Source organism: Paenibacillus arenilitoris, assembly GCF_014705655.1.
Taxonomy (GTDB): Bacteria; Bacillota; Bacilli; order Paenibacillales; family Paenibacillaceae; genus Pristimantibacillus; species Pristimantibacillus arenilitoris.
In genome coordinates, this window is the sequence record NZ_JACXIY010000016.1 from 21,794 (window position 1) to 48,551 (window position 26,758).

General features: G+C 57.4%; 28 protein-coding genes and 1 riboswitch. Of the genes, 3 read left to right on the plus strand and 25 right to left on the minus strand.

What is annotated here, in order from left to right:
• Positions 1-44 precede the first annotated feature (44 nt).
• From ectB to ehuB, 6 genes are read right to left on the minus strand one after another with little or no spacing between them, the layout of a single operon-like run.
• The gene (gene ectB, locus IDH41_RS14215; protein WP_190862112.1) at positions 45-1,370 is read right to left on the minus strand and encodes a diaminobutyrate--2-oxoglutarate transaminase; all 1,326 of its coding nucleotides are present in this window, start codon (positions 1,368-1,370) and stop codon (positions 45-47) included.
• 45 nt (positions 1,371-1,415) lie between these two features.
• Positions 1,416-1,919 (minus strand): diaminobutyrate acetyltransferase, encoded by a 504-nt coding sequence (gene ectA / locus IDH41_RS14220; protein WP_190862114.1) that lies wholly within the window; start codon positions 1,917-1,919, stop codon positions 1,416-1,418.
• 41 nt (positions 1,920-1,960) lie between these two features.
• The gene (gene ehuA / locus IDH41_RS14225; RefSeq protein WP_223829732.1) at positions 1,961-2,809 is read right to left on the minus strand and encodes an ectoine/hydroxyectoine ABC transporter ATP-binding protein EhuA; all 849 of its coding nucleotides are present in this window, start codon (positions 2,807-2,809) and stop codon (positions 1,961-1,963) included.
• Positions 2,806-3,486: an ectoine/hydroxyectoine ABC transporter permease subunit EhuD gene (gene ehuD / locus IDH41_RS14230; protein WP_190862116.1), complete on the minus strand. Its 681-nt coding sequence runs from the start codon at positions 3,484-3,486 to the stop codon at positions 2,806-2,808. Before ehuD ends, ehuA begins: the two co-directional genes overlap by 4 nt.
• Before the next feature lie 8 nt (positions 3,487-3,494).
• The gene (gene ehuC / locus IDH41_RS14235; protein ID WP_190862118.1) at positions 3,495-4,145 is read right to left on the minus strand and encodes an ectoine/hydroxyectoine ABC transporter permease subunit EhuC; all 651 of its coding nucleotides are present in this window, start codon (positions 4,143-4,145) and stop codon (positions 3,495-3,497) included.
• Between the two features lie 2 nt (positions 4,146-4,147).
• A complete protein-coding gene (gene ehuB / locus IDH41_RS14240) occupies positions 4,148-4,987 on the minus strand; it encodes an ectoine/hydroxyectoine ABC transporter substrate-binding protein EhuB (protein ID WP_190862365.1) in 840 nt (279 codons plus the stop codon).
• A gap of 364 nt (positions 4,988-5,351) precedes the next feature.
• Positions 5,352-5,411, plus strand: a riboswitch (Fluoride riboswitch).
• Between the two features lie 57 nt (positions 5,412-5,468).
• On the opposite strand from ehuB, the gene IDH41_RS14245 reads away from it, so the two are divergent.
• Positions 5,469-6,656, plus strand: a complete 1,188-nt coding sequence (locus tag IDH41_RS14245) for a voltage-gated chloride channel family protein (protein ID WP_190862120.1) — start codon at positions 5,469-5,471, stop codon at positions 6,654-6,656.
• 57 nt (positions 6,657-6,713) lie between these two features.
• On the opposite strand, the gene IDH41_RS14250 is transcribed toward IDH41_RS14245, so the two are convergent.
• The 16 genes from IDH41_RS14250 to sleB all read right to left on the minus strand — a co-directional run bounded on the left by IDH41_RS14250 (position 6,714) and on the right by sleB (position 19,618).
• A complete protein-coding gene (locus IDH41_RS14250; protein WP_190862122.1) occupies positions 6,714-7,556 on the minus strand; it encodes an undecaprenyl-diphosphate phosphatase in 843 nt (280 codons plus the stop codon).
• A 98-nt stretch (positions 7,557-7,654) separates the two neighbouring features.
• Positions 7,655-8,335: an ABC transporter permease gene (locus tag IDH41_RS14255; protein WP_190862124.1), complete on the minus strand. Its 681-nt coding sequence runs from the start codon at positions 8,333-8,335 to the stop codon at positions 7,655-7,657.
• Positions 8,298-9,251, minus strand: coding sequence for an ABC transporter ATP-binding protein (locus tag IDH41_RS14260; RefSeq protein ID WP_190862126.1), 954 nt, complete (start codon positions 9,249-9,251; stop codon positions 8,298-8,300). Before IDH41_RS14260 ends, IDH41_RS14255 begins: the two co-directional genes overlap by 38 nt.
• Before the next feature lie 152 nt (positions 9,252-9,403).
• Positions 9,404-10,381 carry a sensor histidine kinase gene (locus tag IDH41_RS14265; RefSeq protein WP_190862128.1) on the minus strand — a complete coding sequence of 326 codons (978 nt, stop codon included), beginning with the start codon at positions 10,379-10,381 and terminating at the stop codon, positions 9,404-9,406.
• Position 10,382: 1 nt separating this feature from the next.
• Positions 10,383-11,087, minus strand: a complete 705-nt coding sequence (locus IDH41_RS14270; protein WP_317890752.1) for a response regulator transcription factor — start codon at positions 11,085-11,087, stop codon at positions 10,383-10,385.
• An 18-nt stretch (positions 11,088-11,105) separates the two neighbouring features.
• A complete protein-coding gene (locus IDH41_RS14275) occupies positions 11,106-11,981 on the minus strand; it encodes a radical SAM/SPASM domain-containing protein (RefSeq protein ID WP_190862130.1) in 876 nt (291 codons plus the stop codon).
• A 135-nt stretch (positions 11,982-12,116) separates the two neighbouring features.
• A complete protein-coding gene (locus IDH41_RS14280) occupies positions 12,117-12,794 on the minus strand; it encodes a DUF4166 domain-containing protein (protein ID WP_190862132.1) in 678 nt (225 codons plus the stop codon).
• Positions 12,778-13,734 carry a DoxX-like family protein gene (locus IDH41_RS14285; protein ID WP_190862134.1) on the minus strand — a complete coding sequence of 319 codons (957 nt, stop codon included), beginning with the start codon at positions 13,732-13,734 and terminating at the stop codon, positions 12,778-12,780. The genes IDH41_RS14280 and IDH41_RS14285 overlap by 17 nt, the downstream gene beginning before the upstream one ends.
• Entirely contained in the window at positions 13,724-14,191 is a 468-nt protein-coding gene (locus IDH41_RS14290; protein WP_190862136.1) for a thiol-disulfide oxidoreductase DCC family protein, read from the minus strand. Before IDH41_RS14290 ends, IDH41_RS14285 begins: the two co-directional genes overlap by 11 nt.
• Before the next feature lie 132 nt (positions 14,192-14,323).
• A complete protein-coding gene (locus IDH41_RS14295; RefSeq protein ID WP_190862138.1) occupies positions 14,324-14,962 on the minus strand; it encodes a response regulator transcription factor in 639 nt (212 codons plus the stop codon).
• On the minus strand, positions 14,962-16,302 hold the full coding sequence (locus tag IDH41_RS14300) for a sensor histidine kinase (protein WP_190862139.1): 1,341 nt from the start codon (positions 16,300-16,302) through the stop codon (positions 14,962-14,964). Before IDH41_RS14300 ends, IDH41_RS14295 begins: the two co-directional genes overlap by 1 nt.
• Before the next feature lie 141 nt (positions 16,303-16,443).
• Positions 16,444-16,659 (minus strand): cold-inducible protein YdjO-related protein, encoded by a 216-nt coding sequence (locus IDH41_RS14305; RefSeq protein ID WP_190862141.1) that lies wholly within the window; start codon positions 16,657-16,659, stop codon positions 16,444-16,446.
• 47 nt (positions 16,660-16,706) lie between these two features.
• The gene (locus tag IDH41_RS14310; RefSeq protein WP_190862142.1) at positions 16,707-17,789 is read right to left on the minus strand and encodes a lactonase family protein; all 1,083 of its coding nucleotides are present in this window, start codon (positions 17,787-17,789) and stop codon (positions 16,707-16,709) included.
• Between the two features lie 49 nt (positions 17,790-17,838).
• On the minus strand, positions 17,839-18,087 hold the full coding sequence (locus tag IDH41_RS14315) for a hypothetical protein (protein WP_190862144.1): 249 nt from the start codon (positions 18,085-18,087) through the stop codon (positions 17,839-17,841).
• On the minus strand, positions 18,088-18,810 hold the full coding sequence (locus IDH41_RS14320; protein ID WP_190862146.1) for a DsbA family oxidoreductase: 723 nt from the start codon (positions 18,808-18,810) through the stop codon (positions 18,088-18,090).
• A 148-nt stretch (positions 18,811-18,958) separates the two neighbouring features.
• Positions 18,959-19,618, minus strand: a complete 660-nt coding sequence (gene sleB, locus IDH41_RS14325) for a spore cortex-lytic enzyme (RefSeq protein ID WP_190862147.1) — start codon at positions 19,616-19,618, stop codon at positions 18,959-18,961.
• 390 nt (positions 19,619-20,008) lie between these two features.
• Between sleB and xerS the strand changes: the two genes are divergently transcribed.
• Entirely contained in the window at positions 20,009-21,109 is a 1,101-nt protein-coding gene (gene xerS, locus IDH41_RS14330) for a tyrosine recombinase XerS (protein WP_190862368.1), read from the plus strand.
• 45 nt (positions 21,110-21,154) lie between these two features.
• Here the strand turns inward: xerS and IDH41_RS14335 are convergent, their stop codons facing one another.
• The 3 genes from IDH41_RS14335 to IDH41_RS14345 all read right to left on the minus strand — a co-directional run bounded on the left by IDH41_RS14335 (position 21,155) and on the right by IDH41_RS14345 (position 25,585).
• Positions 21,155-22,963, minus strand: a complete 1,809-nt coding sequence (locus tag IDH41_RS14335; protein ID WP_190862148.1) for an ABC transporter ATP-binding protein — start codon at positions 22,961-22,963, stop codon at positions 21,155-21,157.
• A gap of 16 nt (positions 22,964-22,979) precedes the next feature.
• Positions 22,980-24,725: an ABC transporter ATP-binding protein gene (locus tag IDH41_RS14340; protein ID WP_190862149.1), complete on the minus strand. Its 1,746-nt coding sequence runs from the start codon at positions 24,723-24,725 to the stop codon at positions 22,980-22,982.
• Between the two features lie 314 nt (positions 24,726-25,039).
• Complete coding sequence (locus tag IDH41_RS14345; protein WP_190862150.1) at positions 25,040-25,585, minus strand: ADP-heptose synthase; 546 nt, start codon at positions 25,583-25,585, stop codon at positions 25,040-25,042.
• Between the two features lie 193 nt (positions 25,586-25,778).
• Here IDH41_RS14345 and IDH41_RS14350 point away from each other — a divergent pair, with 193 nt between their 5' ends.
• Complete coding sequence (locus IDH41_RS14350) at positions 25,779-26,753, plus strand: YpdA family putative bacillithiol disulfide reductase (RefSeq protein ID WP_190862151.1); 975 nt, start codon at positions 25,779-25,781, stop codon at positions 26,751-26,753.
• Positions 26,754-26,758 lie beyond the last annotated feature (5 nt).

Genomic DNA, 26,758 nt, shown 5'->3' on the forward strand with positions numbered 1-26,758 from the left:
CTTATTCGAAATTCGTTCATGCAAGCTATGGCTAACAATACAAGCTAGGCGTTCATCTCCTGCTTTAAAGCGGGTTCGCTCGGCGTCGCCAAGCTGGCCTGGAGCCGGTCAAGCCCTTGCTCCACGATCGCCAGTCCTTGCCGCAATACCGATTCCTCAATGGTGAGCGGCGGCATCAGCTTCGCGACCTCGTCGAACGGTCCCGACGTTTCCATGATGAGCCCGTTGCTGAACGCTTCGGCGCATAACGAGGCCGCGTGCTCCGGCTTATGGAAGACGAGCCCTTGAATGAAGCCCTTTCCTCTCGTTTCCTTGACGAGCTCCGGATAATTCGCGGCGAAACGCTTCAACGCATTGCCGATGACGACGGATTTGCGCTCGATCGAAGCCTGAAATTGTCCGTTTTCCCAGAAACGAAGCGCTTCGGTCGCCGCGACGAAGCCCAGGTTGTTGCCGCGGAACGTGCCGTTATGCTCGCCCGGACGCCAGATGTCGTATTCGGGCTTAATGAGCGTTAGCGCGAGCGGAAGCCCATAGCCGCCGATCGACTTGGACAGGCACACGATGTCGGGGGATAGGCCGGCGTCCTCGAAGCTGAAGAAGCTTCCGGTCCGGCCGCAGCCCATCTGCACGTCGTCCACGATGAGAAGGATGCCGTGCTTGCGGCATATCCGCTCCACGCTTCGAAGCCATGAAGGTGACGCCAGGTTGAGACCGCCTTCGCCTTGGACCGTCTCCAGAATGACGGCGGCAGGCAGGTCGATCCCGCTGCCCGGGTCGTCCAGCAGCTTGCCGAGCATGAGGCTCGTATCCTGCTCCTCGCCGAAGTACCCGTCGTACGGCATGAAGGTCGTGCCGCCTAGCGGCTGTCCGGCTCCGCCGCGCTTGAACCGGTTGCCGGTCGCCGCCAGCGATCCTTGCGTCATCCCGTGGAACGCGTTCGTGAAGCAGATTACATTCGTGCGCCCTGTCGCTTTACGGGCGATTTTGAGCGCGCTCTCCACCGTATTCGTCCCCGTCGGTCCGGGGAACATTACTTTGTAGTCGAGCCCGCGCGGCTTCAGGATAACGTTTTGGAACTTGACCAAAAAACTCTCCTTCGCCTCCGTCGCCATGTCCAGGCTGTGGGCGACGCCGTCGCTCATCAAGTATTCGACGAGCTTCTTCCGGATCGAGTCATCGTTATGCCCGTAATTCAGCGCTCCGGCTCCCGCGAAAAAATCGATGTAGCGCCGATCGTGAACGTCCCACATGAAGGCGTTCGACGCTTTCTTGAACACGGTCCGAAAGCTGCGGCAATAGCTCCGCACCTCCGATTCCAGCTTGTTGAACACTTGCATATCCGTTGCTTCCGCTTGCTTCGTACTCATTATGAATCACCCTTTCTTTCTTCGGTTCTGATCATGGACCCGCTCCTAACGCAGAGGACCGACCCGGTGCATCAGCTCCCGGTCATGTCCCGTCGATCCGGGAAACAGCTCGCTCCCGTAGTGTTCGGTAACGGTGCAACGGCAGCCGCGTTCCTCGGCCAAACTTTTGAACAGCCGGCCGGACGCCGCGTTATCCGGGCCGACGGTCGCTTCGACGAATCGGATCGTTTCGTTGCCCTGTCGCTGCAGCACTTCCCGCAGCAGCGATTTGGCGACGCCCTTGCCCCTTGCTTCGCGCTTGACGGCGACCTGCCACACGAACAGCGTATCCGGCTTATCCGGCAGCCGGTACCCCGACACAAAACCGATAACCGATTCGTCGCTTCGGGCGATGGCGCATGTGCCGCGAAATTTGTCGCAAAGCATGATATAGCAATAGGGCGAATTAAGATCCAGCGTGCCGGCTTCCTTGACCAGCCGCCAAACGTCCGCTCCGTCCTGCGGGGCGGGAACGCGATAGCTGATGCTTCCATTCGTTATCAAGCTCATCTTTACAACACCTCCTTGTCGGCAGGCGAACCGCAGTATCATTACCGGAAGCGCTGAAGGAAAGACTTAAGCCGGTCGCTTTGCGGGTTTTCGAACAATTCCACGGGCGTGCCCTGCTCGACGATCCGCCCTTCCGCGCCGAATACGATGCGGTCGGCGACTTCTCTGGCGAATTCCATTTCGTGCGTGATGAGCAGCATGGCCATGTTGCCGTCCTCGGCAATATCCTTAATGACATTAAGAACCTCGCCGACCAATTCCGGATCAAGAGCCGAGGTCACCTCGTCGAACACCATGACCTTCGGCTGCATGACGAGCGCCCGCGCGATGGCGACGCGCTGCTTCTGCCCGCCCGATAGCTTGGCCGGGTACTCGTGCAGTTTGTTCTCGAGTCCCACCTTGCGCAGCATCTCGACCGCGCGTTCCTCCGCTTCTTCCTTCGCCAATCGGAGAACGGAACGCGGTGCAAGCGTAACGTTTCTCAGCACCGTCATATGGGGAAACAGATTGAAGTGCTGGAACACCATCCCGACTTTACTGCGCATCCGATGCAGATGCTTCTCGCTGGCGCGAACCAAATTACCCTTCTTCTCCATCTGCCACAAAGGCTCATCCTCGATCGTGATCGTGCCCGACGAAGGCTCCTCCAGCGTCATGAGCATGCGGCCGAGCGTCGTTTTCCCCGAACCGCTCGGACCGATCAGCGCGATTTTCTCTCCGGGGTAAATATCGAGATCGATCCCTTTGATGACTTGCAGCTCGCCGAAGCTCTTCTGAATCGAACGATACCGTACGATCGGCACCAGATGCGTATAGCCGTTCGGGAGCCCGGTTTGCTCGGCCGCTTCCTCCCGTTCCGGCTTCAAGCCGTTTTCCGCTTCCGCTATCATCGTTTTCCACCCCCGTCCGCAATGTGTCCGCCGAAATACCTTTTCTCGAAATACCGTATGCCGAGCGAGAAGAGCAAGCTCGTGATCAGAAACAGAAGTCCCACGATCGAATACGGCTCAAAGACGCGGTACGTTATCGAAGCCTCGCTCTTCGCCGTGAGCAGCAGCTCGACTACGGTTATCGCGGATAAGGTCGGCGTTTCCTTGAAAATAACGATCAAATAGTTGCCCATCATCGGGATGACCGGCGGCAGCGCCTGCGGCAAAATGACCGAGAACCACGTCTTCCGTTTGGACAAGTGAAGCGCGGTCGCCGCTTCCCATTGGCCGCGCGGCACGGCTTCGATGCCCGAGCGGAACACTTCCGACATATACGTGCCGTAGTGAAGGCCAAGTCCGATCACTCCGGTCGCGAAGGCGGACATCGCGAACGGCGTCAGCATCGGCAGGCTGAAATACAGGAAGAAAAGCTGCACGAGCAGCGGCGTGCTGCGGATAAAATCGACGACGGCGCGGACGGTCAGCCTTACCGGTACGATCGGGGAACGGGCGCCGACGGCGAACAGCAGGCCGATAATAATCGATAATGCGAAGCCCGCGAGCGTAGCGCCTAGCGTAACCCCAAATGCTTGAAGCAGCGCTGGCAAAAGCTCGATGACATAATCCCATTTCCACATCGTCCCGTTCACCTCCACGCCGTCAGCTTGCGTTCAAGCAGCCGGAACGTTATAAAAATGCAAGACGACAGCAAGAAATAAATGATCAACAATGAGCCGAAAATATGCGGCGTCCACGTATAATAATTGTTCCGAATAACCATCGCTTCGTAGGTCAGGTCGGACAACGTAATGAAATATACGAGCGAGGTGGACTTCAGCAGCTCGATCAACAAATTCCCGAACGGCGGCAGCATCCGAGCGACCGCCTGCGGCAGAATGATTCGGAGCATCCGCTCATTCGGGGATAAATTGAGCGCAATGCCCGCTTCATGCTGACCTTCCGGAATCGCCTTGAGCGAGCTTCTGACGATCTCCGCCCCGTAGGCGCCGATATTAAGGCCGATTGCCAGCACGGCAGCCGTTACTTTCGACAGCTCTATCCCAAGAAAAGGAAGAGCGAAGTAAACCCAGAACAACAGCACGAGCAGCGAACAAGCGCGGAAAATTTCCACATAGGTGCCTGCCAATCCCCGTATCGCGGCGTAGCGCGATGTTCTTGCGAGCCCTGCCGCCGCCGCCAGCGCCAGCGCAACGACGGAGGACAGGACGGCTACTTGAACCGTAATGAGCAGTCCGTCAACGAGCAACGGAAGCGATTCCAGCCAAGGCAGATTCATGGCTATGCCTTACAGAGCGCTTCAGCCGTAGCATCCCCCGGCAGCTCCTGCTCCGTAAATCCGAACTTTTGCAAAATTTCGAGCAGCTCGCCGGATTCCTTCATTTTCTCCAGCTCGGCGTTATAAGCCTCCTGAAACGCTTCGTCGCCGAACCGGAAGGCGGTTGCGCCGTAGCCCCGCACGCTTTCTCCGTCGATTTCCGGCTGCTCGAAATCCATAACCCGCTCAAGCTTGCTGTCGCCCGCTGCCGTCAAGCGCGACTCCAACGCGGGACCGGTCATCGTCATCGCATCCGCCCTTCCGGATTGCAGCGCGCTGATCGCTGCGTCCTGGTCGGGCACAATGACCATGCGATCCTCGGGAATGCCGGATTTTTTCAAATATTCGACCTCCACCGCGCCGGACATGACGGCGACCTTCGCCTCCGGATGATCGGCGATCGCCTTATAGCTCGTCAGGCCGAGCGGATTGCCGGCCTTGACGGCCAGTCCTTCGCCGATGCTGTATTCCGGATTGGCGAACAGCACGGCGCTGCACCGATCCTCCCGAATGAACATGCCGGCGGTAATCAGATCGAATCGCTCCGCCTGAAGGCCCGCGATAAGGGACGTAAATTCCGTCAGCTCCCCGCGCAGCTCGTCGATCCCGAGCCGTTTCAGAATGACTCGCGCAATTTCTACCGCTTCCCCCGTTAAATTTCCATCCGCGTCTTTGTAGGCATACGGATTTTCGTTCGCGAAGCCGACGGTTATGTAACCGTTCTTCCTCGCTTCCTCAAGCGTATCCGTTTTCTCCGCGCCTTGGTTAGCGCAGGCTGCCAGCAGCAGCACGGACAGCGCCATAATGGCGGCTATGCCCTTCTTCACGACTTCCCACTTCCTTTCTGTTTTCTGGAACACCTATAAGGCTACCATCTATCTCCTGGGAGGTCATTTCCAGAATTGTATGATAATTCAGCGAATAGCCTGCTCTCGTATCGAGAGGAGGGGTCAGGGGGCCGATCCATCCAATTCCTCCCACATCCTCTCTTATCGTACGCTATACGGCGGTTTTATCCCCTTGTCATTTATGGTATATAAGACTTTCTTATAATGTCGGGGTTGATTGGATCAGGAAAAATCAATTCATCACAACGTGTCCATTTATTATTTTTGTTTATATTTATTGCGGTCATTGACCAGAGGTTCGCCACCCGGTATAATTAAGGCGAAATTTGGCGATGGAGTTCGCCATAACCGCCTTAGCGCTAATGACTCCTACCAGGCATTTTTTTGCTGCCGGTAGGAGTTTTTTTATTAGAACACATCGAAGGGGCGTCGAATTGTGAAGGCTGTTGTCTTATTTTCGCTCAAATGGCTGTGCATCGCCGGGTTTGCAGGTAGCGTGACGGGGAGCGCCTCCGCCCTCTTCCTTGCCGGACTGGACCTCGCGACGAGGACGAGGGAAGCGAATGCGTGGCTGCTATGGCTGCTGCCCGTCGGAGGAGCGGCCGTCGCTTATTTGTACATGAAAGCCGGCAAAGAGGCCGGCAGAGGCAACAATCTCATTATCGAGCAAATTCATGACGGTAACGGCGCCATCCCGCTGCGAATGGCGCCGCTCGTCCTGATCGGCACGTGGACGACGCATTTGTTCGGAGGCTCGGCCGGCCGCGAGGGGACGGCGGTGCAGATGGGCGGCAGCTTGGCGGAGCGGCTTGGAAGGCTGCTCAAGCTGAATGCGACGGACCGCAAGCTCCTATTGATATGCGGCATCAGCGGCGGATTCGGCTCCGTGTTCGGAACGCCGCTAGCCGGGACGGTATTCGGCTTGGAGGTGCTGGCGATCGGCATGATCGGCAGCTACGAAGCGCTGCTCCCGTGCTTCGTCGCGAGCTCCGTCGGCCATCTCGTAACGACGGCCTGGGGCATCCGGCATATCCATTACGCGATGGGCCCCGTCCCGGCAGCCGATTTGCCGTTCCTTGCCAAACTAATAGCCGCATCGATCGCGTTCGGATTGGCCGCCCTTCTGTTCACCCGGCTAACCAAGCAGATCAAGCTGCTGTTCGGCCGATGGTTCAAGCATCCGGTCTTAAGAAGCGCAGCCGGCGGACTGATCGTAATCGGGCTTGCGTACGCGGTCGGAACGCGCGATTATTTGGGGCTTGGCCTTCCCCTTATCCGGGAATCGTTCGAAACGGCCGCTTCGCCGCTCGATTTCCTGCTCAAGACGCTGTTCACGTCGGTAACGCTCGGCGCCGGCTTCCAAGGAGGAGAGGTGACGCCGCTGTTCGTCATCGGCTCGACGCTCGGCAGCGCCTTGGCCGGCCTGCTCGGCGTATCCGCGCCGTTCCTTGCGGCGGTCGGCTTCGTATCGGTTTTTGGCGGCGCCGCCAAAACGCCGATCGCCTGCTTTGTCATGGGGATCGAATTATTCGGTTCGGAGGGCGCGGTCTATTTGTTCATCGGCTGCTTGATCAGCTTCCTCTTCTCGGGGCGGACGGGGATATACGAGGCGCAGCGGCAATAGCTGCGGCAATAATAAAGGCCTGCTCCCAGTCATGGAGAGCAGGCCTACTATCTTTTTTTAGAAATAGACGAAGTAGATGACGGCCGCGAGCACGATCCGGTATATCGCGAACGGCACGAGCTTGATCTTGTTAATCAGCTTTAGAAAGAAGCGAATCGAAATGGCGGCGAATACGAACGCGCTGATGAAGCCCGCAATGAAGAAAGGAAGCGTATCGAGCGTGAAGTATTCCCAATTTTTCGCGAGCGAGAGCAAGCTGGCTCCGGCCATAATCGGCACGGCCATAATGAACGTGAAGTCGGCGGCCGCGCGGTGGCTCATGCCGAGCAATACGCCGCCAGAGATCGTCGATCCGGAACGCGAGAAGCCCGGCCAGAGCGACAAGCATTGAATGAGACCGACGGACAGCGCCTGCTTGTACGTAATCTGGTCGACCGTTTCGGTCTTCAGCTTCTTCGGCCTGAATCGGTCGGCGACGATCATGAACACCGCTCCGATCACGAGTCCGATCAGCACCGTTCTTGTCGAGAACAGATGCTCGTCGATGTAATCGTCGAACAGCAGACCGAACACGCCGGCCGGGATAAGGCCCACAAGGACATGCGCAAGCTTCAATTTCTTCCCAGGCTCCGCGGATGCCGCTTCCGTTTTGTTCTTGCCGAATTTAAGGCCGAGCAGCTCGATGAACCGGTGCCGGAACAAAATGACGACGGCCAGGATCGAGCCTAGCTGGATGACGATTTTGAACGTATTGGCTACATATTTCGTCAAAAATTGCTCCGACTGCAGCCACATGTCATCGACGATGACCATATGACCCGTCGACGATACGGGCGCAAACTCCGTCATCCCTTCCACAAATCCGAGAATAATCGCTTTTAAAATCGTTAAAAAATCCATTTCGGCAAATCTCCTAACTTAGAAATGATAGATTCCGATGAAAGCAGCCCGTTTCAAATCATAACATAATTCGGGGAGGCCGACAAAATACGGGAGTCCTATAAAATATCTTCCCGCTCCGCCTTGCGTACCGCAAACGCGGCCGATACGAAGCCCGCCCCCACGCAGCAGGCTGCAATGGCGGCGGCAAGCGTCCAATTATGCCCGCTCTCGTCATGCGAGCCGCCGAGTCCGAGCGCAAGGACGAACGATGCGACGATGATCGCGTTCCCCGATTTCCGCGCCATGCCGACATAGAGCGGCAGCAGGACGACGCCGGTGACCGCGAAAGCGTTAATGAAGATGCGCAGCGCTTCGTCGGTCAACAGTCCGCTCGTGAGCGGTTCCGCGATGTAGCCGTTCTTCGCGTTGGCCGCAAGGAAGAACGCCGCCACGAACAGGTTCGACAGCATCGACGCGGCAAAGGAGAACAGCGCGGTCACAATCAGCTTCGCGGCCAGCAGCCGGCTCCGGGCAATCGGATACGCGAACAAATTCGCGACGGTCTTCGATTTGTACTCGTCCATCACCAGCTTCGACATGAACACCGACGAGAACACGATGAACGTCATTTCGACATACGAACGGTTGCTGTAGAAAGCTTCGACGAACGTGCGAACGCCCTCGTTCGGCAAATTCGTGACGACCCACATCGCGATGACGAGGTTGGCGGCGGCAAAGGACAAGAGCCAGTTGCGCAGCCTAATTTTTCGAAGCTCGAGCCTCATCAGCATCGCCATGGGACTTTCCTCCTTGTATCCATTTCAAAAATTGCTCCTCGAGCGACACGTTTCGCCTCGTCAAGCTCGTAAGGCCGATCCCGTGAAGGACGAGCGCTCTTGCCAGCTCGGATGGGGCGATCCGCGGGTCGTATACGCGAACCGTGTCGTTCCCCAGCACCTTGAAGCTGCGGATGCCGAGCTGCTCCTCGATGACGAAGGCCGCTTGCCTCGCGTCCGACGTGACGGCTTCGATGCAGGCCGTCCGCTCGTTTCTCACCTGCTCCATCGACACTTCCTCAACCAGCTTCCCTTCATGGATGATGCCGATCGTGTCGGCCAATACTTCGATTTCCTGCAAAATATGACTGGATATAAGGATCGTGATGCCGTAATCCTTGCTGAGCGCCCGAAACAGCTCGCGAAGCTCGCGGATGCCGACGGGATCCATCCCGTTGACCGGCTCGTCCAAGATGAGCAGCTCCGGCTTCGCGCAGATCGCCCTGGCGATGCCGAGCCTCTGCTTCATGCCGAGCGAGAACGCCTTGACCGGCTTCCCGCCCGTATCCTTAAGTCCGGCCAGCCGCAGCGCTTCCCCTATCGCGTCCGGATCGTAGCATCCCATATAGTCGCAATGAAGCCGCATATTTTGCTGCGCCGACAAATGCTCGTAGAACACGGGGTACTCGATCATGCTGCCCATCCGCTTCAACGGCTCGACCTCGCCGCGCCGCACCGGCTCGCCGAATAGTTCGATCGTCCCGCCGGACGGCGCAACGAGCCCCGTCAGCATCCGCATCACCGTCGTCTTCCCCGCTCCGTTCGGTCCGAGGAAGCCGTAAATTTCGCCTTTGCGTATCGTCATGCTAACCTCCGACACGACTTCCTTGCCCTTAAACGATTTGCTTAGCCCTGTCGTCCGCAATACGATGCTCAAATTCGCCATTCCTCCAATTCATCCTGCAGATTTACGCATTCGCAAGCCAAGTGTAACAAATGAAGCTGTCGTTCCCGTTTCGCAATGATTAAGAAAGTCTTTCGATCGGCGCGACGGCGCGACAAAAAAAATCGCCGGCGCCGCGGCGGCGGCTAACGGCGATCCTTCTTAGCGTTCTGGCCTTGCCGATTCGGGGGACCGGCGGCTTGCTTCAACGTAAGCGTAAATACGGTTTTCTCGTAGGGAACGCTGCGCAGGTCGAGATCGCCGCCCAGCTTCTGCGCGAGCCGCTTCGATATGGCGAGTCCGAGACCGCTCCCCTGATATAGCGGATTCCGCGAATCCTCCAGCGTGTACAGCCTCTCGAACACGCGCTGCCGGTTCGGCTCCGCGATCCCTTGGCCGCGATCCCACACCTCGACGACGACGCCGGACTCGCCGCCGCGCAGCGCGAAGCCGATGACGCCGCCTCCGCTCCCGTATCGGATGGCGTTCGTCAGCAGGTTGCCGCAGATCCGCTCGAGCGCTTCTTCGTTGCCAAGCGCGTACAGCGGCTCGTCCGGCAGGTCGATCGCGGCCTCAAGCCCCTTCGCGGTAATCGCGTCGTAGAAGAACAAAATGAGATTTTGGCAAAAAACATGCATCGGAATGACGGCGAGCGGAATCGGCTTATCGTCGGATTCCAGTCTTGCCAGATCGAAAAACTTGTCCATCAAGCCGGTCATTTCGAGCGCTTTCGCATGGACCCGGTGAAGCAGGCGCGATCGCTCCTCGCCGCTCATCGCCTCGTCCTTCGCGATCGTCTCCGTTAAGCCGAGCACGACCGTCAGCGGCGTTCTGAGGTCATGGGACATATTCGTCAGCATGGTGCGCATCGAGCGCTCGTTCCTGGCGTAAGCCGCCGTCGCCTTGCGGTTGCCGTCGATGAGCCGGTTGATCTGGACGAGCAGCCGCTGCAGCTCGCGGTCGGACGTGTTCAAGTACAGCGGCACCGTCCCCTCCGCCGCGTTTGCTTCCTCCAGCTTGGCGCGAATATAGACGATTTGTTTCTTGCGCGCGCGGACGTCCCGAACAAGTAAGAGGACGGCGGCGAGCAGCAAGCAAAGAGCGGCGGCAAAAAACGGCTGCATGCTAGAACTCCCCCAGCTTGTAGCCGATTCCCCATACCGTTATGATGTAGCGAGGACTCGACGGATCGTCTTCGATTTTGTCCCTTAGTCTGCTGATATGCACATTAATCGCGTTGTCGTCCCCGAAATAATCGTCGTGCCATACCGCCCTGTATATTTGCTCTTTGGAATAGGCGCGGCGCGGGTTCAGCATGAACAGCTTCAAAATGTGATATTCCTTGCCGGTCAGCTTAACGTCTTCCCCCCGCTTGCTGACGGCGAGGCGCTCCGTATCCATTGTCAGCTCGTGGATGCGGAGCGTCGTGCCGCTCCGCGCTTCCGGCCGCCCTTCCGCCGCGTATAAGGTCGCTCGGCGCAGCGACGCGTTCACCCGCGCGGAAAGCTCGATCAACGAGAACGGCTTCGTCAAATAATCGTCCGCGCCGAAGCCGAGCCCGAGCGCCTTATCCAGCACGCCGTCCTTGGCCGACACGATTAGGACGGGCACGAAGCTCGCGGAACGGACCTGCTTCAAAAACTCGGTGCCGTCCAGCTCGGGGAGCATCAAGTCCAGCACGATCAGATCGATCCGCTCCCGTTCGAACTTCTCCAGGCCTGCTCGTCCGTCCGGTGCGTGCAGCACTTGATAGCCATCCTTCGTCAAATGGTCGGCGACCATTTCGGCGATGGCGGGGTCGTCCTCCACGATCAATATCGTCTTCTGCATTTGTCCCGGTTCCTCCCGTCAGCCGAAGCGCTGGCGATATCCGCATTTGCGGCACAGCTCCTCGACCGCTTCCCTGCGGGAGAAGCCGTCGTACAGCCGCGCCGCCCGCTCGTTCTCGATGATATCGGAAAATTTCGTCTCGTGAATATTGCCCAAATTAATGACGCCTTCGCCGTCGAGGCAGCAAGGGATGACCGTGCCGTCGATAAGGATGCCCGCCTGGTTGCGAAGCGCGTGGCAGAACCCTTTGCCGTCGTCCTCCGGTTCCTTCAAATCCGGCCATTTAAATTCGGGATCCTGGTTCAAATAGATCCGGTCGGCGATTTTTACGCCTGTGCCGGGCGCAAACTTTTCCTCGATCCGGTAATCCAGCCGGAACGCGTCTTCGATCATGCCGAGAAGCTCGCGGTTTTTTTGGCGCTGCAAATTCGTTTCGTTGTCCATGTCCAGGTTCCAGAGCCGAAACGAGATAATGATGTCGCTTGCGGATACCGCTTCGCGCGCGAACGATAAGATTTCCGCCAAATAGCCCGCTTTGTCCTTCGAGCCCGGATGGCCGTCGAAGCTGTGCAGCGAGAAGTTGATCTGGCGCAGCGCCGGCTTGTTCAGCAGCTTGGCTCTGTTCTTCGCGATCAAGGTGCCGTTGGTCGTGATATTGACCTTAAAGCCTTTCGCGTGGGCGATGTCGAGCAGCTCGTCGATCTTCGGGTGGAGCAGCGGCTCCCCTTTGACGTGCAAATAGATATAATCCGTATGCGGCTTGACCTGGTCCAGCGTTTTCGTGAAATCGTCTAGGCTTATAAACCCTTTCGCCCGCTGCGTCGGCGGACAGAACGTGCAGGAAAGATTGCATATGCTCGTCGTTTCGATATAAAATTTTTTGAATTTTTTCATCTGCGCGTTAGCTCCGTTTCTATCGGGCCGCCTCGGCTCGGCGAATGCAAGCGCCCGAGCCGTCTATGACCGAACGGAACTATTATACTACGGCGATCGGCGGACTGACAAAAGGGAATAAGCGGCCGCGGCCGCCTACTCCCTGCTTTCGTCGCGCAAAGGACGAATGCCGACCGGTATCGCGCCGGGCTTCGCCGCTATAAGCTCGGCCCGGAAGCTGCCTTCGTACCGGAAGACCGGGCCGAGGAGCGGATTGTTCACGTGAACCGATATACGAAAGCATTGTTCGCCGTCATCGTACCATTCGTTCACGTCCGCGATGCCCGTCAGCAGTCTCGGAAACCGGAAGCCAAGCCTTCCTTCGTAGAAGCGCTGCTCGCCCGACCGGATCCGGATGCCGCCGTTCGGCGCCGCGGAGATGTCCAGATCGACGGCCAAATGCTGCCTATTGCCTAAGTAATCGACGATCCGCTCCCTCTCGCCGCTGTAGATCATCGTCGCGTCGAAATGGCGGACCGATCTCGGAAACTGAAACTTGCGGATCCAGGACACCGTCTCTCGCCCGAAACGGTCGACGTAGGCGTAATTTTCGATCGAGAACGGAACGTCGCATCCCCCCTGCGGAAACATCATATGCCTCAGCGTTCCGATCTGCAGCGGAAGAGCGGCCAGCTTGTTATACCAGATCCGCTTCATGACGCCTCGCCCGATCGAGGCGATCATGTCCGCGCTGCTGAAGCCGAACCGCTGGCGAATCTGCGGGTGCAGCTTCCGGAAATCATCGCCTAACGCCTGTTCATAGATCGATCTCATTCGATCGCCTCCTTGCCTTGCGCGGATTGGCCGCGGGCCGCCGCCTGCATCGCCTGGCGTCGGGCAGCTGCCGCGCCGTCCAATACGCGGCCATGCATAACCCCGCCATCGGCAGCAGCAGCGTGAGCGGATTGAACGGCTCGGCCATAATCCCGCTGTTGAAGGCGAGCGCCGGAATCGTAAGCAGCAGCAGCGCGGCCAGCTGCGCCAAATGCGCCCATCGCTTGCGGTGAAGGATGGCGGCCGCGACGCCGAACGCGACTTCGCCCAGCCCGAGCAGCCGCACCGCTTCCCGCTCCGCGCCCGCGAACCATCCCGTGCCGCCGAGCAGAGCCATCTCGCCGGATTCCGGGAACAGAAGCTTCGGTACGATTCCTTCGAAGCACCATAAGAGCAAGAGCAGCATGACGCTGCAATAGTGGATCAGCGCCCGCTCGGCCGTAACGGACGGCGGTACGCGCTCCTCCAGCCATAGGCGGAGCCGGTCAAAGCTCCATGCGGTCGCGAATCCGAACAACGGCCGGAAGAGCCACCGGTCGAACAGCCGGCCTGCCGGTCCGAACCGCGTCCGGTAGTCGTACAGCGTCGAGAACGTGACCGGCTGCCCCGGCTGGCGCTGCTCGTATTTCCAGAAGCCGCCTCCTTGCCGGATCAGGGACAGCCGCTGGTCCGATGCGAACGCGAGCGTCGACAATCTGTCCTTCCTGTTGTTTTTCATGATGACCGCCGACTCCCCCGTTCCCTCGATGCGCAGGCCGAACCCGATGCGCGTCCGGTAGACGAATTTTTGATTGTCCGATTCGTTCGCCTTCGGCAAGTAGCGGATTTCCGAAAACCGCAAATCCCACTGCTCGTGCAGCTCCGGCGACTGGGTATACTTCCAGAGCTCGTCAAGTGAAGCGTCAATGGCCAGCTCGACGTATATCGGTTTATTGCTCATCACCGGCTCCCTCCCGACGCGCCGCATAGACGCCGTCGATCAAAAATCGCTCCCTCACTTCCGCCGATAGGAGCAGGCAAATATCTGCTTTCCCGAACAGGCGGTAGCGGCGCCGCGCGATCCAATCGTAAACCCGGTCGCGAATGCCCGCGGGAATCCATATGAGCAGGTACAGAAGCGGCCACAATCCGTTCAACCGCCGCAGCACGCGCAGCGCCGCTTCCGATTTCGTATAAATGCGGCTATTCTCGATCAGCACGAACGTTTGAAAATCGTCAACCGGCAGCCGGGCCTCCGTTAAGAGCTTCCGCCCGGCGCCCGACTGCAGCGAAGCGAAGCGAAACCTGCCCGGTTTGTCCCGTTTCACGACGAACCGCGTAATGCCGCTGCAAAGCGCGCACTCGCCGTCGATCAACAGGACGGATGCCGCCGCGCCGTCAATCTTCCAGTTTCTCATCGCCTCATCCCTGCCTCTCGCTTCTATTGTACGGCATGCGTCCTTCGCGTTGCAGTTCCAACTTTCATAGTACGACGAACGAAGGGGTACTACGGATTGTAGTACCCTCTCGAATTTTTCCGGCGTCCCCGCCTATTCGTTATCTCCCCGATCGAACAGGCCTCTGCGGCGGACCTTCTCGACCGCCTCCTTGCTGCTCTTGACGCCGAACTTTTTCAGCATTTTGTTGATTTGATTTTTGAGCGTGCTTTCCGCCTTATACAACTTCCGTTCGATCTGCGACTGCGTGTAGCCGGCTTCGATCAGCTCGAACACTTCCCTCTCCGCTCCGGTCAGCGCTTTAAGCTGTTCCTCCCGCTTTAGCCGCGCCAGCTCCTTAAGCAGCGCATCCATCGGCGCGGGATAATAATGCGCGGCGCGAATCGCTTGCGGAAGCTCCTTGTAGCGCGATTTCTCCAAATAGTGAACCGCGCCCGCCGTGAACGATTGCGCCATCGACTTCTCGTCGGCTAGCGACGTCAGCATGATGATTTTGGCGGACGTCAGCTCGTGCATCATGACCGCCGTCTGAATGCCGTTCAGCTCGCTGCCCTCTAGCTGGATATCCATCAGCACGATGTCGAAGCGGGTCGTTCGCGCCAGGCTCAACGCTTCATCCGAATGGGAAGCCGTTCCCGTTACGAGCATATCCTCCTCGCGGTTCAAATAAGAGGTGAGCGCCTTCACCCAGTCCGCGTCGTCTTCGACAATGAACACTTTAATGTGACTCATCACGGTTGCCTCCCCTTACTATGCGACTCCGCCGTTTTTTTGCGCGGCCAGATGAGCGATACCTTCGTGCCGCCGCCTTCCCTGCGCGCGATTTCCGCCTTGCCGCCGCTTTTTTGCATCACGTTGTACACATAGGATAGGCCGAGTCCGAAGTTGCCGCCGGATTTGCCGCTGCTGTAGAACGGTTCGAACGCTTGGGACAGCTTTTCGGGGTCGATGCCGACGCCGTCGTCCAAAATCGACAGGCAGACGCCACCTTTGTAGGGAAGAAGCCGAAATTCGATAACGCCGCCGCCGGGCATCGCTTCGCTCGCGTTCGTCATGAGGTTCCCGATCGCCTCGCTCGCGTGCACGGGATCGCAGATGACGACCGGACGAATGGCATATTCGGCGCGATACCGCACCTTGCGCTTCTCCATCAGCCCTTCATGCTGCCTCATGCACGCATCGGTCAGCAGGTCGAGACGTACCGGCTCTTCGCGCAGAACGATATCCTTCATCTGGCGATGGATCCGGTTCACCATCTCGAGCATATGATTGGCCGAATTCGTAATGATCCGCATATGGTGCAGCGATTCCTCGTCTTGCGCGGGGAGCAGCGATTTCAAATTTTCGGTGCTGATCGAAATTTTCCCGATTTCGTTCTTGATCGTATGATTGAGCATCGCCGCGCCGGTGCTGACCGCCTTCATCGTGCTCTCGAGCGGATCGTGCTCCAGGCGGACCCGAACCCCGAGCACGCCGTACACGAACGTGCATAATAACGCAAGCCCGAGCGAGTAGATAATAAAGACCGAGATGTAATGAAAAAAATCGAAATCCGGCGAAAACACTTTCGCCACGTAAATAAAAGCCAGCACGCCGAGCAGCGTGGGCACGATGATGATCGTCGCGATGAAGCGGCTTCTCCTCGCCCTCGCCTCCCGCTCCATCCAGGTTGAATAGACAAGAAGACCGCAGGCAGCCAAATAATAAGGCGCGCTCCACAAGAGCAGCAGTACAAAAAAGAGGCGATCGCCGGATCGAAACGCCGCATAGACGGCCATGACGATAACCGGCAGCAGCAGCCAAAGCTTCAGCCTACGCCTTGCCGATCCGCTCGCCGGCATTCCGGCATATACGATGGCGAACACGAGAACGCCGTATGGCGTGATCGTATAATTCAGAAACTGCAGCGCCGCTGCGGCTGCGGGCCATTCGGCTGCGGCCGGCAGATTGGCAAGCCCGCCGATCGACGCGCTGCACAAAAAAAACGCCGCCCACCGGTTCGTTTCGCCGCTTCTGTTATTCAGCCATATAATGAAGGCCGCCGTGAATAAGGCGATAAAATAAATCAGCATGTGAAGATCCGTCCTGACCTCGTGATATAACGTTTCGCTTCTTCTATCCTAACACAACCGGAAGCCGGAAGCCTCTGCCGCCATCATAAAAAAAACCAACCCTGCCGCTTGATCGCAGGGTTGGTTGTCGTACGTTTCCTATTAATAGTCCGATTTCGGCTTGCGCGGCTGCGACTTCGCCTTGTTCTGTACGGGCGGAAGATGTCTCATGCTTCTTAGCATCGGTCCTTTGCATATCGGGCATGCCTGCTCCCCGGCGGCAAATTCGTCCCTGACCCATGCTTTGCATTCGGGGTTTTTGCATTTGAAAATTTTTGTCGGTATTAGCTTCTGTTTCTCGTCTTCGGTCGTAGCCACGCTTGCAAAACTCCTCTTCTTCCCTAACTTATGTCATGAATAAATTGTTATATTTTAAAATAAACGGGCATAACGCATACCGGCTTCGAAACCGTCGTGCTTTTGCCGGTATAACGCAGTTCTCCGCTGTCGCGATCGACGGCGAACGCCGCGATATTATTCGTGTCGCGATTGGCCGCCAATAAGTAGCGTCCGCTTGGCGTAAGCGCGAAATGACGCGGATGGCCGCCCTCCACGGAGGCATGCTGCACGTAATTCAGCGTTCCGTTCTTCTCGTCGACCGCATAGACGACGATGCTGTCGTGGCCGCGGTTCGAGCCGTAAACGAATTTGCCGTCCTTCGACACCGCGATTTCGGCGCATGTATTCTCGCCCTCGAATTCGGCCGGCAGCGTGCTCACCGTTCCCAGCGCATCGAGCCGTCCGCTTGCGGCATCGTATGTAAAGGCGGTAATCGTCGAATCGACCTCATTGATGACATACGCATACCGCCCGTTCGGATGGAACGAAAGATGTCTCGGACCGGCGCCGGGATGAAGCTCCGTCTCTCCAAGGCGCTCCAGCTTGCCGTCCCGTACGGCGTAAGTTACGATCCGGTCGAGTCCAAGGTCCTGCACATACAAATAGTTGCCGTCCGGGCTGTACAGCGAGGAATGAGGATGCGGCCGGTCTTGGCGCTCCGGGTGCACGCTTCGTCCTTCATGCTGCCGCACGTCGAGCACCTCGCCGATCGAGCCGTCCTCCGCGATGCGGCTCAAGCCGATCATCCCCCCGCCGTAGCTGGTCACGGTCAAATACCGGCTTTCGGCGTCGCGCTGGATGTGGCAGGTCGTGCCGTCCGTCGTATGTTGGCGGTTCAACAGGCTGATCGTTCCCGAGGCCGGATCGATCGCGAATGAAGCCGCCGCGCCGATTCGTTGCCCTTCCGGGCTTAGCGTCTCGCAAATGGCGTACAACCGGTTCCGATCCGCGTCCACGTTCAGAAAGGTCGGATTTTTAATGCCGGCATACTGGTCTAGCAACGTTAATGTGCCCAATTCTTCATCAAAAGCATACGCGTATACGCCGTTCTCTTCCGCTTCCGCATAGGAACCGACGAATACGAGCAGCCGCTGCCCTTCGTTTGCCACGAGCTTCCCCCCAAATCAAAATTGATTAAGCCGTATCTATTATAATTCGTCATTCCGTTTCAGACAAATCCGTTTCGGCATCGTCCAATGGCACCAGAGGCTCGCTTCGCCTCCAGACGCTGCCCGTCCAAACGACCCGGTCGCCAAGCCGGATGCCTTTATCCAGCTTGGCAGCCGGGATCGAGACGGTTTTGCCTCCGAATGACACGACGGCCGAATCCGTATCGATCCGAACGACCTCGCCGGTACGCTCGATTCGGCAGCTGCCGGCCTTCCCGCCTCCCGATGAATCGAACATTCAGCTTTGCGGCTCCCGCTTCGGCGCGCAGACGCCGTCCGCGCACATGGCGTCCGGGTTGCCTGCTTCGACTTGCACGAGCGTCGGATACTTTTCTTCCCATGCTTTATTTAGCGCATCCAGGAACACCTCCGGCGATTGCGCGCCCGATACCGCATATTTGCGGTCGATGACATAGAACGGAACGCCGCGGATGCCGAGCCGGCTCCCTTCTTCCTCCTCCTCGCGCACGACGTCCGCATGAAGGCCGGATTGAAGCGCCGCGGCGGCTTCGTCCGCCGGGAGGCCGACCTCCGCGCACAGCTCGATCAGACGCTCTCTTTGCCCGATATTGATCCCGTCCGTGAAATGCGCCTTGAATAGCCGTTCCGACAGCTCCTTGTCCTTGCCGTGACCGGCGGCGAAATGCACCATGCGATGCGCGTCGAACGTATTCGTCTCGACCGTCCCTTCGAAGCGGAACGCAAGGCCGACCGCCGCGGCTTGCTGGGCGACGCTCACGGTCGATGCCTTCGCCTGTTCGATGCTCATGCCGTATTTGGAGGCGAGCATGCTGAACGTGCTGACGTTCGAATTCGAATCCGCGCCCGGATCCAGCTCGAAGCTGCGGAATGTCGTCTCGATCTTGTCCTTGTGCGCGAACTTCTCCAGCGCCGCCTCGAACTTCTTTTTGCCGATATAGCAGAACGGACATACGTAATCCGACCAAATTTCCACTTTCATGCCAATTTCCTCCCCTGCCGCTTTATGTGCGGAATGATCGTTTTCTCCGTTCTATTGTAACACGAATGGTTACGAGTTTAAAAAAACAAAAAACGATCGTTCACGCGCCGATTGATCGACAGCGTGAAGACCGTTTTTATTTTCGATATTAGACGGCAAAAATATGCTTTCCGATTTTGGACGTCTGCTTGCGCGACCAGATCCAGTCGGATGTCGCCGTGTCGGGGTTGAAGTAATAGAGCGCACCGCTCGTCGGGTCGTAGCCTCGGACGGCTTCGAGCGCCGCTTTGTATGCCGTCGAATCCGGCTTCAAGTAATATTGCCCGTCGTCGACGGCCGTGAACGCGCGGGGCTGCTCGATCACGCCTCTGATCGTGTCCGGGAAGCTGGAGGAAGCGAGCCGGTTCATGACGACCGCGCCTACCGCGACTTGCCCCTTGTATGACTCGCCGCGGGCTTCCGCGTAAATGATGCGGGCGAGCAGGTCAAGCTCCTTCTGGTTGACGGATACCTTTTTCAGCTTGGCCCACGTCTTCTCTCCGGCAACGCCGTCGGCGACGAGGCCGTAATCCTTCTGGAATTTTTGGAGCGACTCCAGCGTCTCGTTGCCGAAGTAGCTCGTCAAGTCCTCGGTAAAGTAACCGAGCGTCTTAAGCCGATACTGCAAGTCCGGCACGTCGGCGCCGGCGCTTCCCTTCCCCAGCGTCGCGGGCGGAGCCGCTTCCGCCTGCTGCGCCGGCACGCCTGCCAGCGCCAGCAAAACGGCGAGCAAGGCGGTCATGCTATATTGAATGAATCTCTTGTTCATGTATGGAATGAACCTCCCTTTTCTTTTGCGCGTGCACGAATCATTCGCAAATGAGAATAAGTTTGGAACCCGTCGACTGGCTTTTTCCGAGTTTAGCATAGCTGCTTAACAAAAGTAACCGGAATCGGGAAATTACATAGATTTACTAATTTGCTTTTCAATAGGATTTTGCGCGATCGAAGGACCGCCAAGTTCCCGCGTTTAGCGGTCAATCCCCGAGTCGGAATCGACTTTTTTGCCGCATATGCCGTTGTCCCTTAACCTGCCGCTTGCTACAATGGAAATAGCTAGATCGACCCATTTTGTTTACATAACGATTATTATGTTTCCTTCGAATTCAATTAAGTCGGTTTATTATTAACATCATTAACTAAATGGGAGTGAGCCGTCATCAATATTTTAAAGCAAAAGGATCGGCTGGAGCTGGATAAGAAGCTGCCGGGCATGCCTTGGTATATCGAGAAATTCATCAACTATAAGCTGCCCGATCTCTCGCCCTCGTCGCTCGTCGAATATATGCGGGATTACGAGACGTTTCTGCGCTGGCTGATGGCCGAAGGCTTGTCGGAAGCCCGCGATATGAAGGACGTGACGCTGCTGGAGCTCGAGAGGCTGCATATGGACAGCATCGACGCCTTTCGGATGTTCCTTTCGACGCATAAGGAAGAGCGGAACAGCAAGACGACGATATCGCGCAAGCTCTCCTCTCTCCGCTCTCTCTTCCATTATCTCAGCCAAATCGCCGAGGACGAAAACTTCTATCCGCTGCTGAAGCGCAACGTCATGGCGAAGGTCGCGATCAAGCGGACGCACAAGCCGAAGGACACGGCGGCCAAGCTGGAAGGAAAGCTGCTTCAAGAGGAAGAGATATTCGAGTTCATGGCTTACGTAAAGCGGGATTACGGCGCCGATATCGCATCGAATAAGCAAGCGCTATACGCCTATGAGCTCAATATGGTCCGTGACGCGTGCATGATCGGCTTCATTCTGCATTCGGGTCTCCGGGTATCGGAGCTCGTCAATTTAAACGTCGACGATATCGACCTGAAGAAGAAGCTTTGCTACGTCTACCGGAAAGGCAAGAACGACGATACGTTCAAGACGCCCGTCTATTTCCGGCAGGAAGCGGTTGCCGACCTGCAGACTTATTTGGCCCTTCGCGACGTCCGCTACAAAGCGTCCAAGCGCGAGAAGGCGTTGTTCCTAGCCATTGCGAACGGTAAAAGCGAAGGCTCGCGCATGACCAAGCGCGCCATCCAGGAGATGGTCATCAAATACGCGAAGCGCTTCGGCAAGCCCTACTTGTCCGTTCATAAGCTGAGGCACTCGTTCGCCACCGATTACTATTTGCGCAACGACATTTACAAGACGCAGGAGCAGCTTGGACACGCTTCGCCGGAGACGACGCAAATTTACGCGCATTTGACCGACAAGACGATGGCCGAAGCGATCGACCGTACCAAAAAAGAGGACGAGGCGGGCAGCGCATAACCGGCGCCGACCGCTTCGTCCTCTTTCTATTTCGATATGCGCCCGCTAAGTCGAGGTTTGCAGGATGACCGATTCCTGCATCGACAGCTGCGTCAGCACGAGATTCGCGTAAATGCCGCCTTTCTCCATAAGCTGCTCGTGCGAGCCTTGCTCGGCAATTCGGCCGTTCTCCACGACAAGGATCAAATCCGCGTCTTTGATCGTCGACAGCCGGTGCGCGATAATAAAGGCCGTGCGGCCGGCGAGCAGCGTCTGAAGCGCTTCTTGAATATGCTGCTCCGTCTCCGTGTCGACGCTCGAGGTTGCTTCGTCCAGGATGAGAATGCGCGGATCGGACAGAAGCACGCGGCCGAACGCCAGCAGCTGCCGCTGTCCGACCGACAGCTTCGAGCCGCGCTCCTCGACCTCCGTCCGGTAGCCGTGCGACAGCTGCGCGACGACGCGGTCGAGCCTGACGCTTTCTCCGGCTTTGACTAGCTGTTCGTCGGTTGCCCCTTCGTTGCCGTAGCGCAGGTTATCCTCCACCGTTCCCGCGAAGATGAACGAATCCTGCAGGACGATGCCCATCTGCTTGCGCAGCGACTCCAGCGTAGCCTCCTTCACGTCCATGCCGTCGATCCGGACGGTCCCGCCGGTCGCGTCATAGAAGCGCATAAGCAGATTGACGATCGTGCTCTTGCCGGCGCCGGTCGGTCCGACGAGCGCGACCCGCTGCCCCGGCTGCACGCGGAAGGACACGTTATGCAGCACATCCGGCTTATTCGGCTCGTAGCGGAACGAGACGTTGTCGAAGACGACTTCTCCGCGAATAGTCGGCAGCTCGCGCGCTTTGCTGCTGTTCGTCACTTCGGGCTCGGTGTCCAATATTTCGAATATCCGCTCCGCCGAGGCCATTGCCGACAGCAGCTGGCTATATACTTTGGACAATGCGCTCAGCGGTCCCCAGAACCGCCATAAGTAATTGATGAAGGCCATAATGAAACCGAGCGTAAGGGCTTCCTCCATGACGCGTACCGCACCATACCATACGACGATGCACGTGCCGATCATGCCGATCATTTCGACTAACGGATACACCGTCGATTCGAGCGTTACGGCTTTCATGAACGCTTCTTTATTCCTCGTATTAATGCCGTTGAATTTCTCGTTGTTTATCCGCCCGCGAGAGAATGCCTGAATGACGCGAATGCCTTGGATCGTCTCGTTCAAATTGCCGTTAATCGCCGACATCGTGGCGCGCGAGCGCGACCAGGAGCCTTCGATCTTCGGCCTCAGCTTCGCAATGATCCAATAAAGCAGCGGAAGCATGGTGAACGACAAGAGCGCCAGCTGCCAATCCATCCAGAACAAAATAACGACGATGCCGAGCAAATGCGTCGTCTCCATCACCATTGTAATCAAGCCGCCGTTAATAAGCTCGCCGATCGCGTTCGTGTCGTTCGTGATTCGCGACATAATTTTGCCCGCCGGCCGTCCGTCGAAGAAGCGGAACGACAGCGACTGAAGATGGTTGAACAGCTGCTGGCGCAAGTCGAACAAAATGCGCTGTCCGGTAAAATTGATCCATCGCGTATGCATGAAGCTGAACAGCCAGCTGATGAGGCGGATGCCCAGCAAGACCGAGCCCAAAATATGAATGACGGCAAAATTGCCCTTAATAATGCCCTCGTCGATAATATAAGCGAGCATGATCGGCTCGGCTAAGCTGAGCAGCATGTTGAACAGGACGATGACGACGACCGCAGTCATCAATCGGCGGTACGGCACCAAATACCGCATCATCCGCTTCATGTACTTGACGTTAAACGGCTTCTCTTCGATTTCGTCGTCCGTATCCCACTCCGCTTGACTCATGGCTTTCCCTCCCTCACTATGAATGCGCGATTTGCTTCTGCCGGTCGAACAATTGGCGGAAAAAGCCGTTCGCTTCGTTTAATTCCTTATGCGTGCCCTGCTCGGTCAGCCTTCCGCCCTCGAGCACGATGATCCGATCGGCGTGCTGGATCGAGGACAGCCTCTGCGCGATGATGAACGTCGTCCTCCCCTTCATGACCTCGAGCAGCGCCACATGGATCGCCGATTCCGTCGCCGTATCCACGCTTGCCGTCGCTTCGTCCAGGACGTGAATCGGCGGGTCCATCAAGATGGCCCTCGCTAACGCGACGCGCTGGCGCTGACCGCCGGAGAGGCCGACGCCCCGCTCGCCGATCCGCGTGTCGTAGCCGTCCGGCAGCCCTTCGATGAACGCATGGATTTGCGCTTTGCGGGCCGCGAATTCGATCTGCTCCCGCGTCGCCTCGGGAAAACCGTACGCGATGTTGTCGCGGATCGAGGCCGAGAACAGGAACGTCTCCTGCGGCACGATGCCGATGCTTCTCCGGAGCCCGTCGAGCTCGTATTCGCGGACGTCGACGCCGTCGATGGCGACGCGCCCCCCGGATACGTCGTAGAACCGGGATAGCAGACCGATCAGGCTGCTTTTGCCGGAGCCCGTCGAGCCGAGCACCCCGACCACTTCGCCCTGCTTCACCCGGAAGGAGATGTCGTGCAATACCGGCTGATCGCTCGCCGGGTCCTGGTCGGCGAAATAAAACCTGACGTTCTCGAACACGACGTCCCCCTTCATGCCGGTTGTCGGCACGCCGACGCTTGGGGAAACGACGTCCACCGGCGTATCGAGCACCTCGAATACGCGCGGGGCGGCCTTGATCGCCTGCTGCATAATATTGATCTGCCAGCCGAGCATGTTAAGCGGCCAAATAATTCCCCAGGTATACCATTGGAAAGCCATGAACGTGCCGAGCGACATTTCGCCCCTCACGACGAAGATGGCGCCGATCCAAATCATGAGCACGAAAGTCAGCCCTCCGTAAAAACCCATTAGCGGGAAAGCCTTTGCTTCAAGCTTCGCGCGCTCCATGTTCGTCTCGAAATTCTGCTCGTTCCGCTCCGCGAACTTTTGCTGCTCCGTCTTCTCCGTCGCGAACGATTTGACGACCCGGATGCCGGATATATTTTCTTGCAGCGTCGTCGTCAGCCGTCCCATTTGCTCCCGGATGTTGGACCAGGCAGGACCGACTTTGTCGTTGAAGCGCCACAGCACGAACAAGATGAACGGTATCGTAACGAGGCTGATGACCGTTACCTTCCACTGCATCGACATCATGAAAATAATCGTGCCCAAAAACGTCAGCATGCCGGCGAACAGGTTCATCGCGCCGAAGCCGACGAAGTTTTTGACCGCTTCGATATCGCCGGTCATCCGGGACATCAGCTGCCCGGTTTGCGCCCGGTCGTAATAGCTGAAGGAGAGCCGCTGTAGGTGGGCGTACAGCTCCTTTCGCAGCCGGAACACGACGTTCTGGCCGACCAGCTCCTGCGAATAGCCCTGCGCGAACATGCCCGCGCTCTTCACCGCTTGAACGCCCGCAAGCGCGAGCGTCAGCCACAATACGACGGCCATGTCCCGCTTCGCGATGCCTTCATCGAAAATTTCGCGCAGCAGCCAAGGGGCGATCAGATCGATAAGCGTACCCATAATCATGACGGAAACGGCGAGAGCGACCCATTTGGCGCTGGGCCTGACGTAAATCATTAATCGAAATAGCGTTTTCATCCAATCGCTCCTCTCTCCTCGGGTCATAAAAAAAGGACCCCGAGCCGCAGAAGGCTCGGGATCCTCGCAGGAATGGACGGCGGCAGCTAATCAAGCCGCTGCGCGGCTGTCCAAACACGAAGGCAGGCCGTTCGGCATGTCGAACGCAATCGGTAGAAATTCATGTTGGACAAAGCGCCGCCGACATTCATTCCAATCTGATTGTTCAACATCCGTAAGCCCCCCTTTTTTCCGTTCCGAATAAATTGCTTTTCTAACCCATCCAAATCTTAACACCGGGTCCGTTCTTCGCGCAAGAGGCTTTCCCCGAAAAATTACGAGAACCTGTCCGTCTCGTTGAACGGCGCAAGGTCGCTTGCCGATATACCCTCTTCCACCGCGAATTCAAAATCTTCGATATCGTATATCTGCACCGGCACCTCCGCTTCGATCAGCCGATCCTGAAATTCGAACTGATCGGACAGCAGCGGGGCGTTCAGCTTCATGCCGGTCAGCAACAGCTCCGTTTCGATCGGATCGAACGTCTCGCCGTAGTGCGCGTTATCGACGGCATGAACGACCGTGAACTGAATCCGGTCGCTCAGCAGCAGCGGAGAGCTTTCCCGCCACGGCACCTGCATGGCCTTTTCGATTTTTTTGCGGTTGAGCGGATCTTCGAAAAAAGTGATCAGCTCGTTTATTTTGCTCTTCACGTGTCCGTCATCCTCGGGATCGTCCATCACGGGCTCGGAGCCGTCTCTCATCTCGTAAAGCTCCGCGATCGAGGAATAAGGCACGACATAATCGACGGGACGGCTAGGTACGAGAAGATGCCCATACGTTGCCACCAATACCGCTTCAATTACAAAACGCCGCCGCATGCGATCTCCTCCCAATGCTATTCTAGCTTTTCTATAAAACATTTCCACATTATTATACAATATTACATAGCCTGTTCAAGAGAGTCAAAAATCCAAATTTGCGCAATCGCCGCGCCGCGCAGTAAAATGTTCGTTAGGCAATCGTTAGCGGCGCGTCAAATTATACCGAAACACGGATCGGGAGGAATATCGGATGCAACACGAAGAAGCGATCGTCATAGGGGCCGGGCCCTGCGGCCTGGCCGCGGCGATCGAGCTGAAGGAAATCGGCCTTAATCCGCTCGTTATCGAAAAAAGAAATATCGTTCATTCCATATCGCAATATCCGACATACATGCAGTTTTTCAGCTCGCCCGAACTGCTCGAGATCGGAGGCATCCCGTTCACGACGGCAAGCGACAAGCCTTCCAGGCTTGAAGCCTTGAATTACTACCGGGTTGCCGCGCAGCGCCGCGACCTGCGGATCCGGCCCTATACGGCCATTAACGCGATTCGGCGGGAAACGGACGGCTTCCTGCTGACTGGCGAAGACCGGTTCGGCCTGAGCGTCGTTTATTATTGCCGCTACGTTGTCATCGCGACCGGTTATTTCGACCATCCAAACGAGCTCGGCATTCCGGGCGAGCAATCGGAGAAGGTCAGCCACTTTTTCCGCGAATCGCATCCCTACGTGGGCACGGAAGTTGCGATAATCGGGGGAAGCAACTCGGCGATCGACGCGGCCCTCGAGCTGGAGCGCGTCGGCGCCAAGGTCACGGTCGTCTACCGCGGCGAGAGCTATTCCCGAAGCATTAAGCCATGGGTCAGGCCGGGGTTCGAAAGCAAAGTCAATAAAGGTGCGATTCGCATGCTCTTCTCCTCGTCGGTGACGGCAATCGAACAGCGGGAAATCGCCATTAACGGACCGGAAGGCGAGTATCGGATTCCGAACGATTTCGTCCTCGCCCTTACCGGCTTCCACCCCGACAGAAGCTTCTTGACGCGCTCCGGCGTAACGATGGAGGACGAAGGCTATCCGACCTTTCGGGAGGATACGATGGAGACGAACGTGCCCGGCATTTATTTGGCCGGCGTCGTCGCTTCCCGCCACGAGGCCAACGAAATCTTTATCGAATCGGGCCGCTTTCACGGACGCAAAATCGCGGAGCATATCCGGTCAAGCCGGTAAAGCCC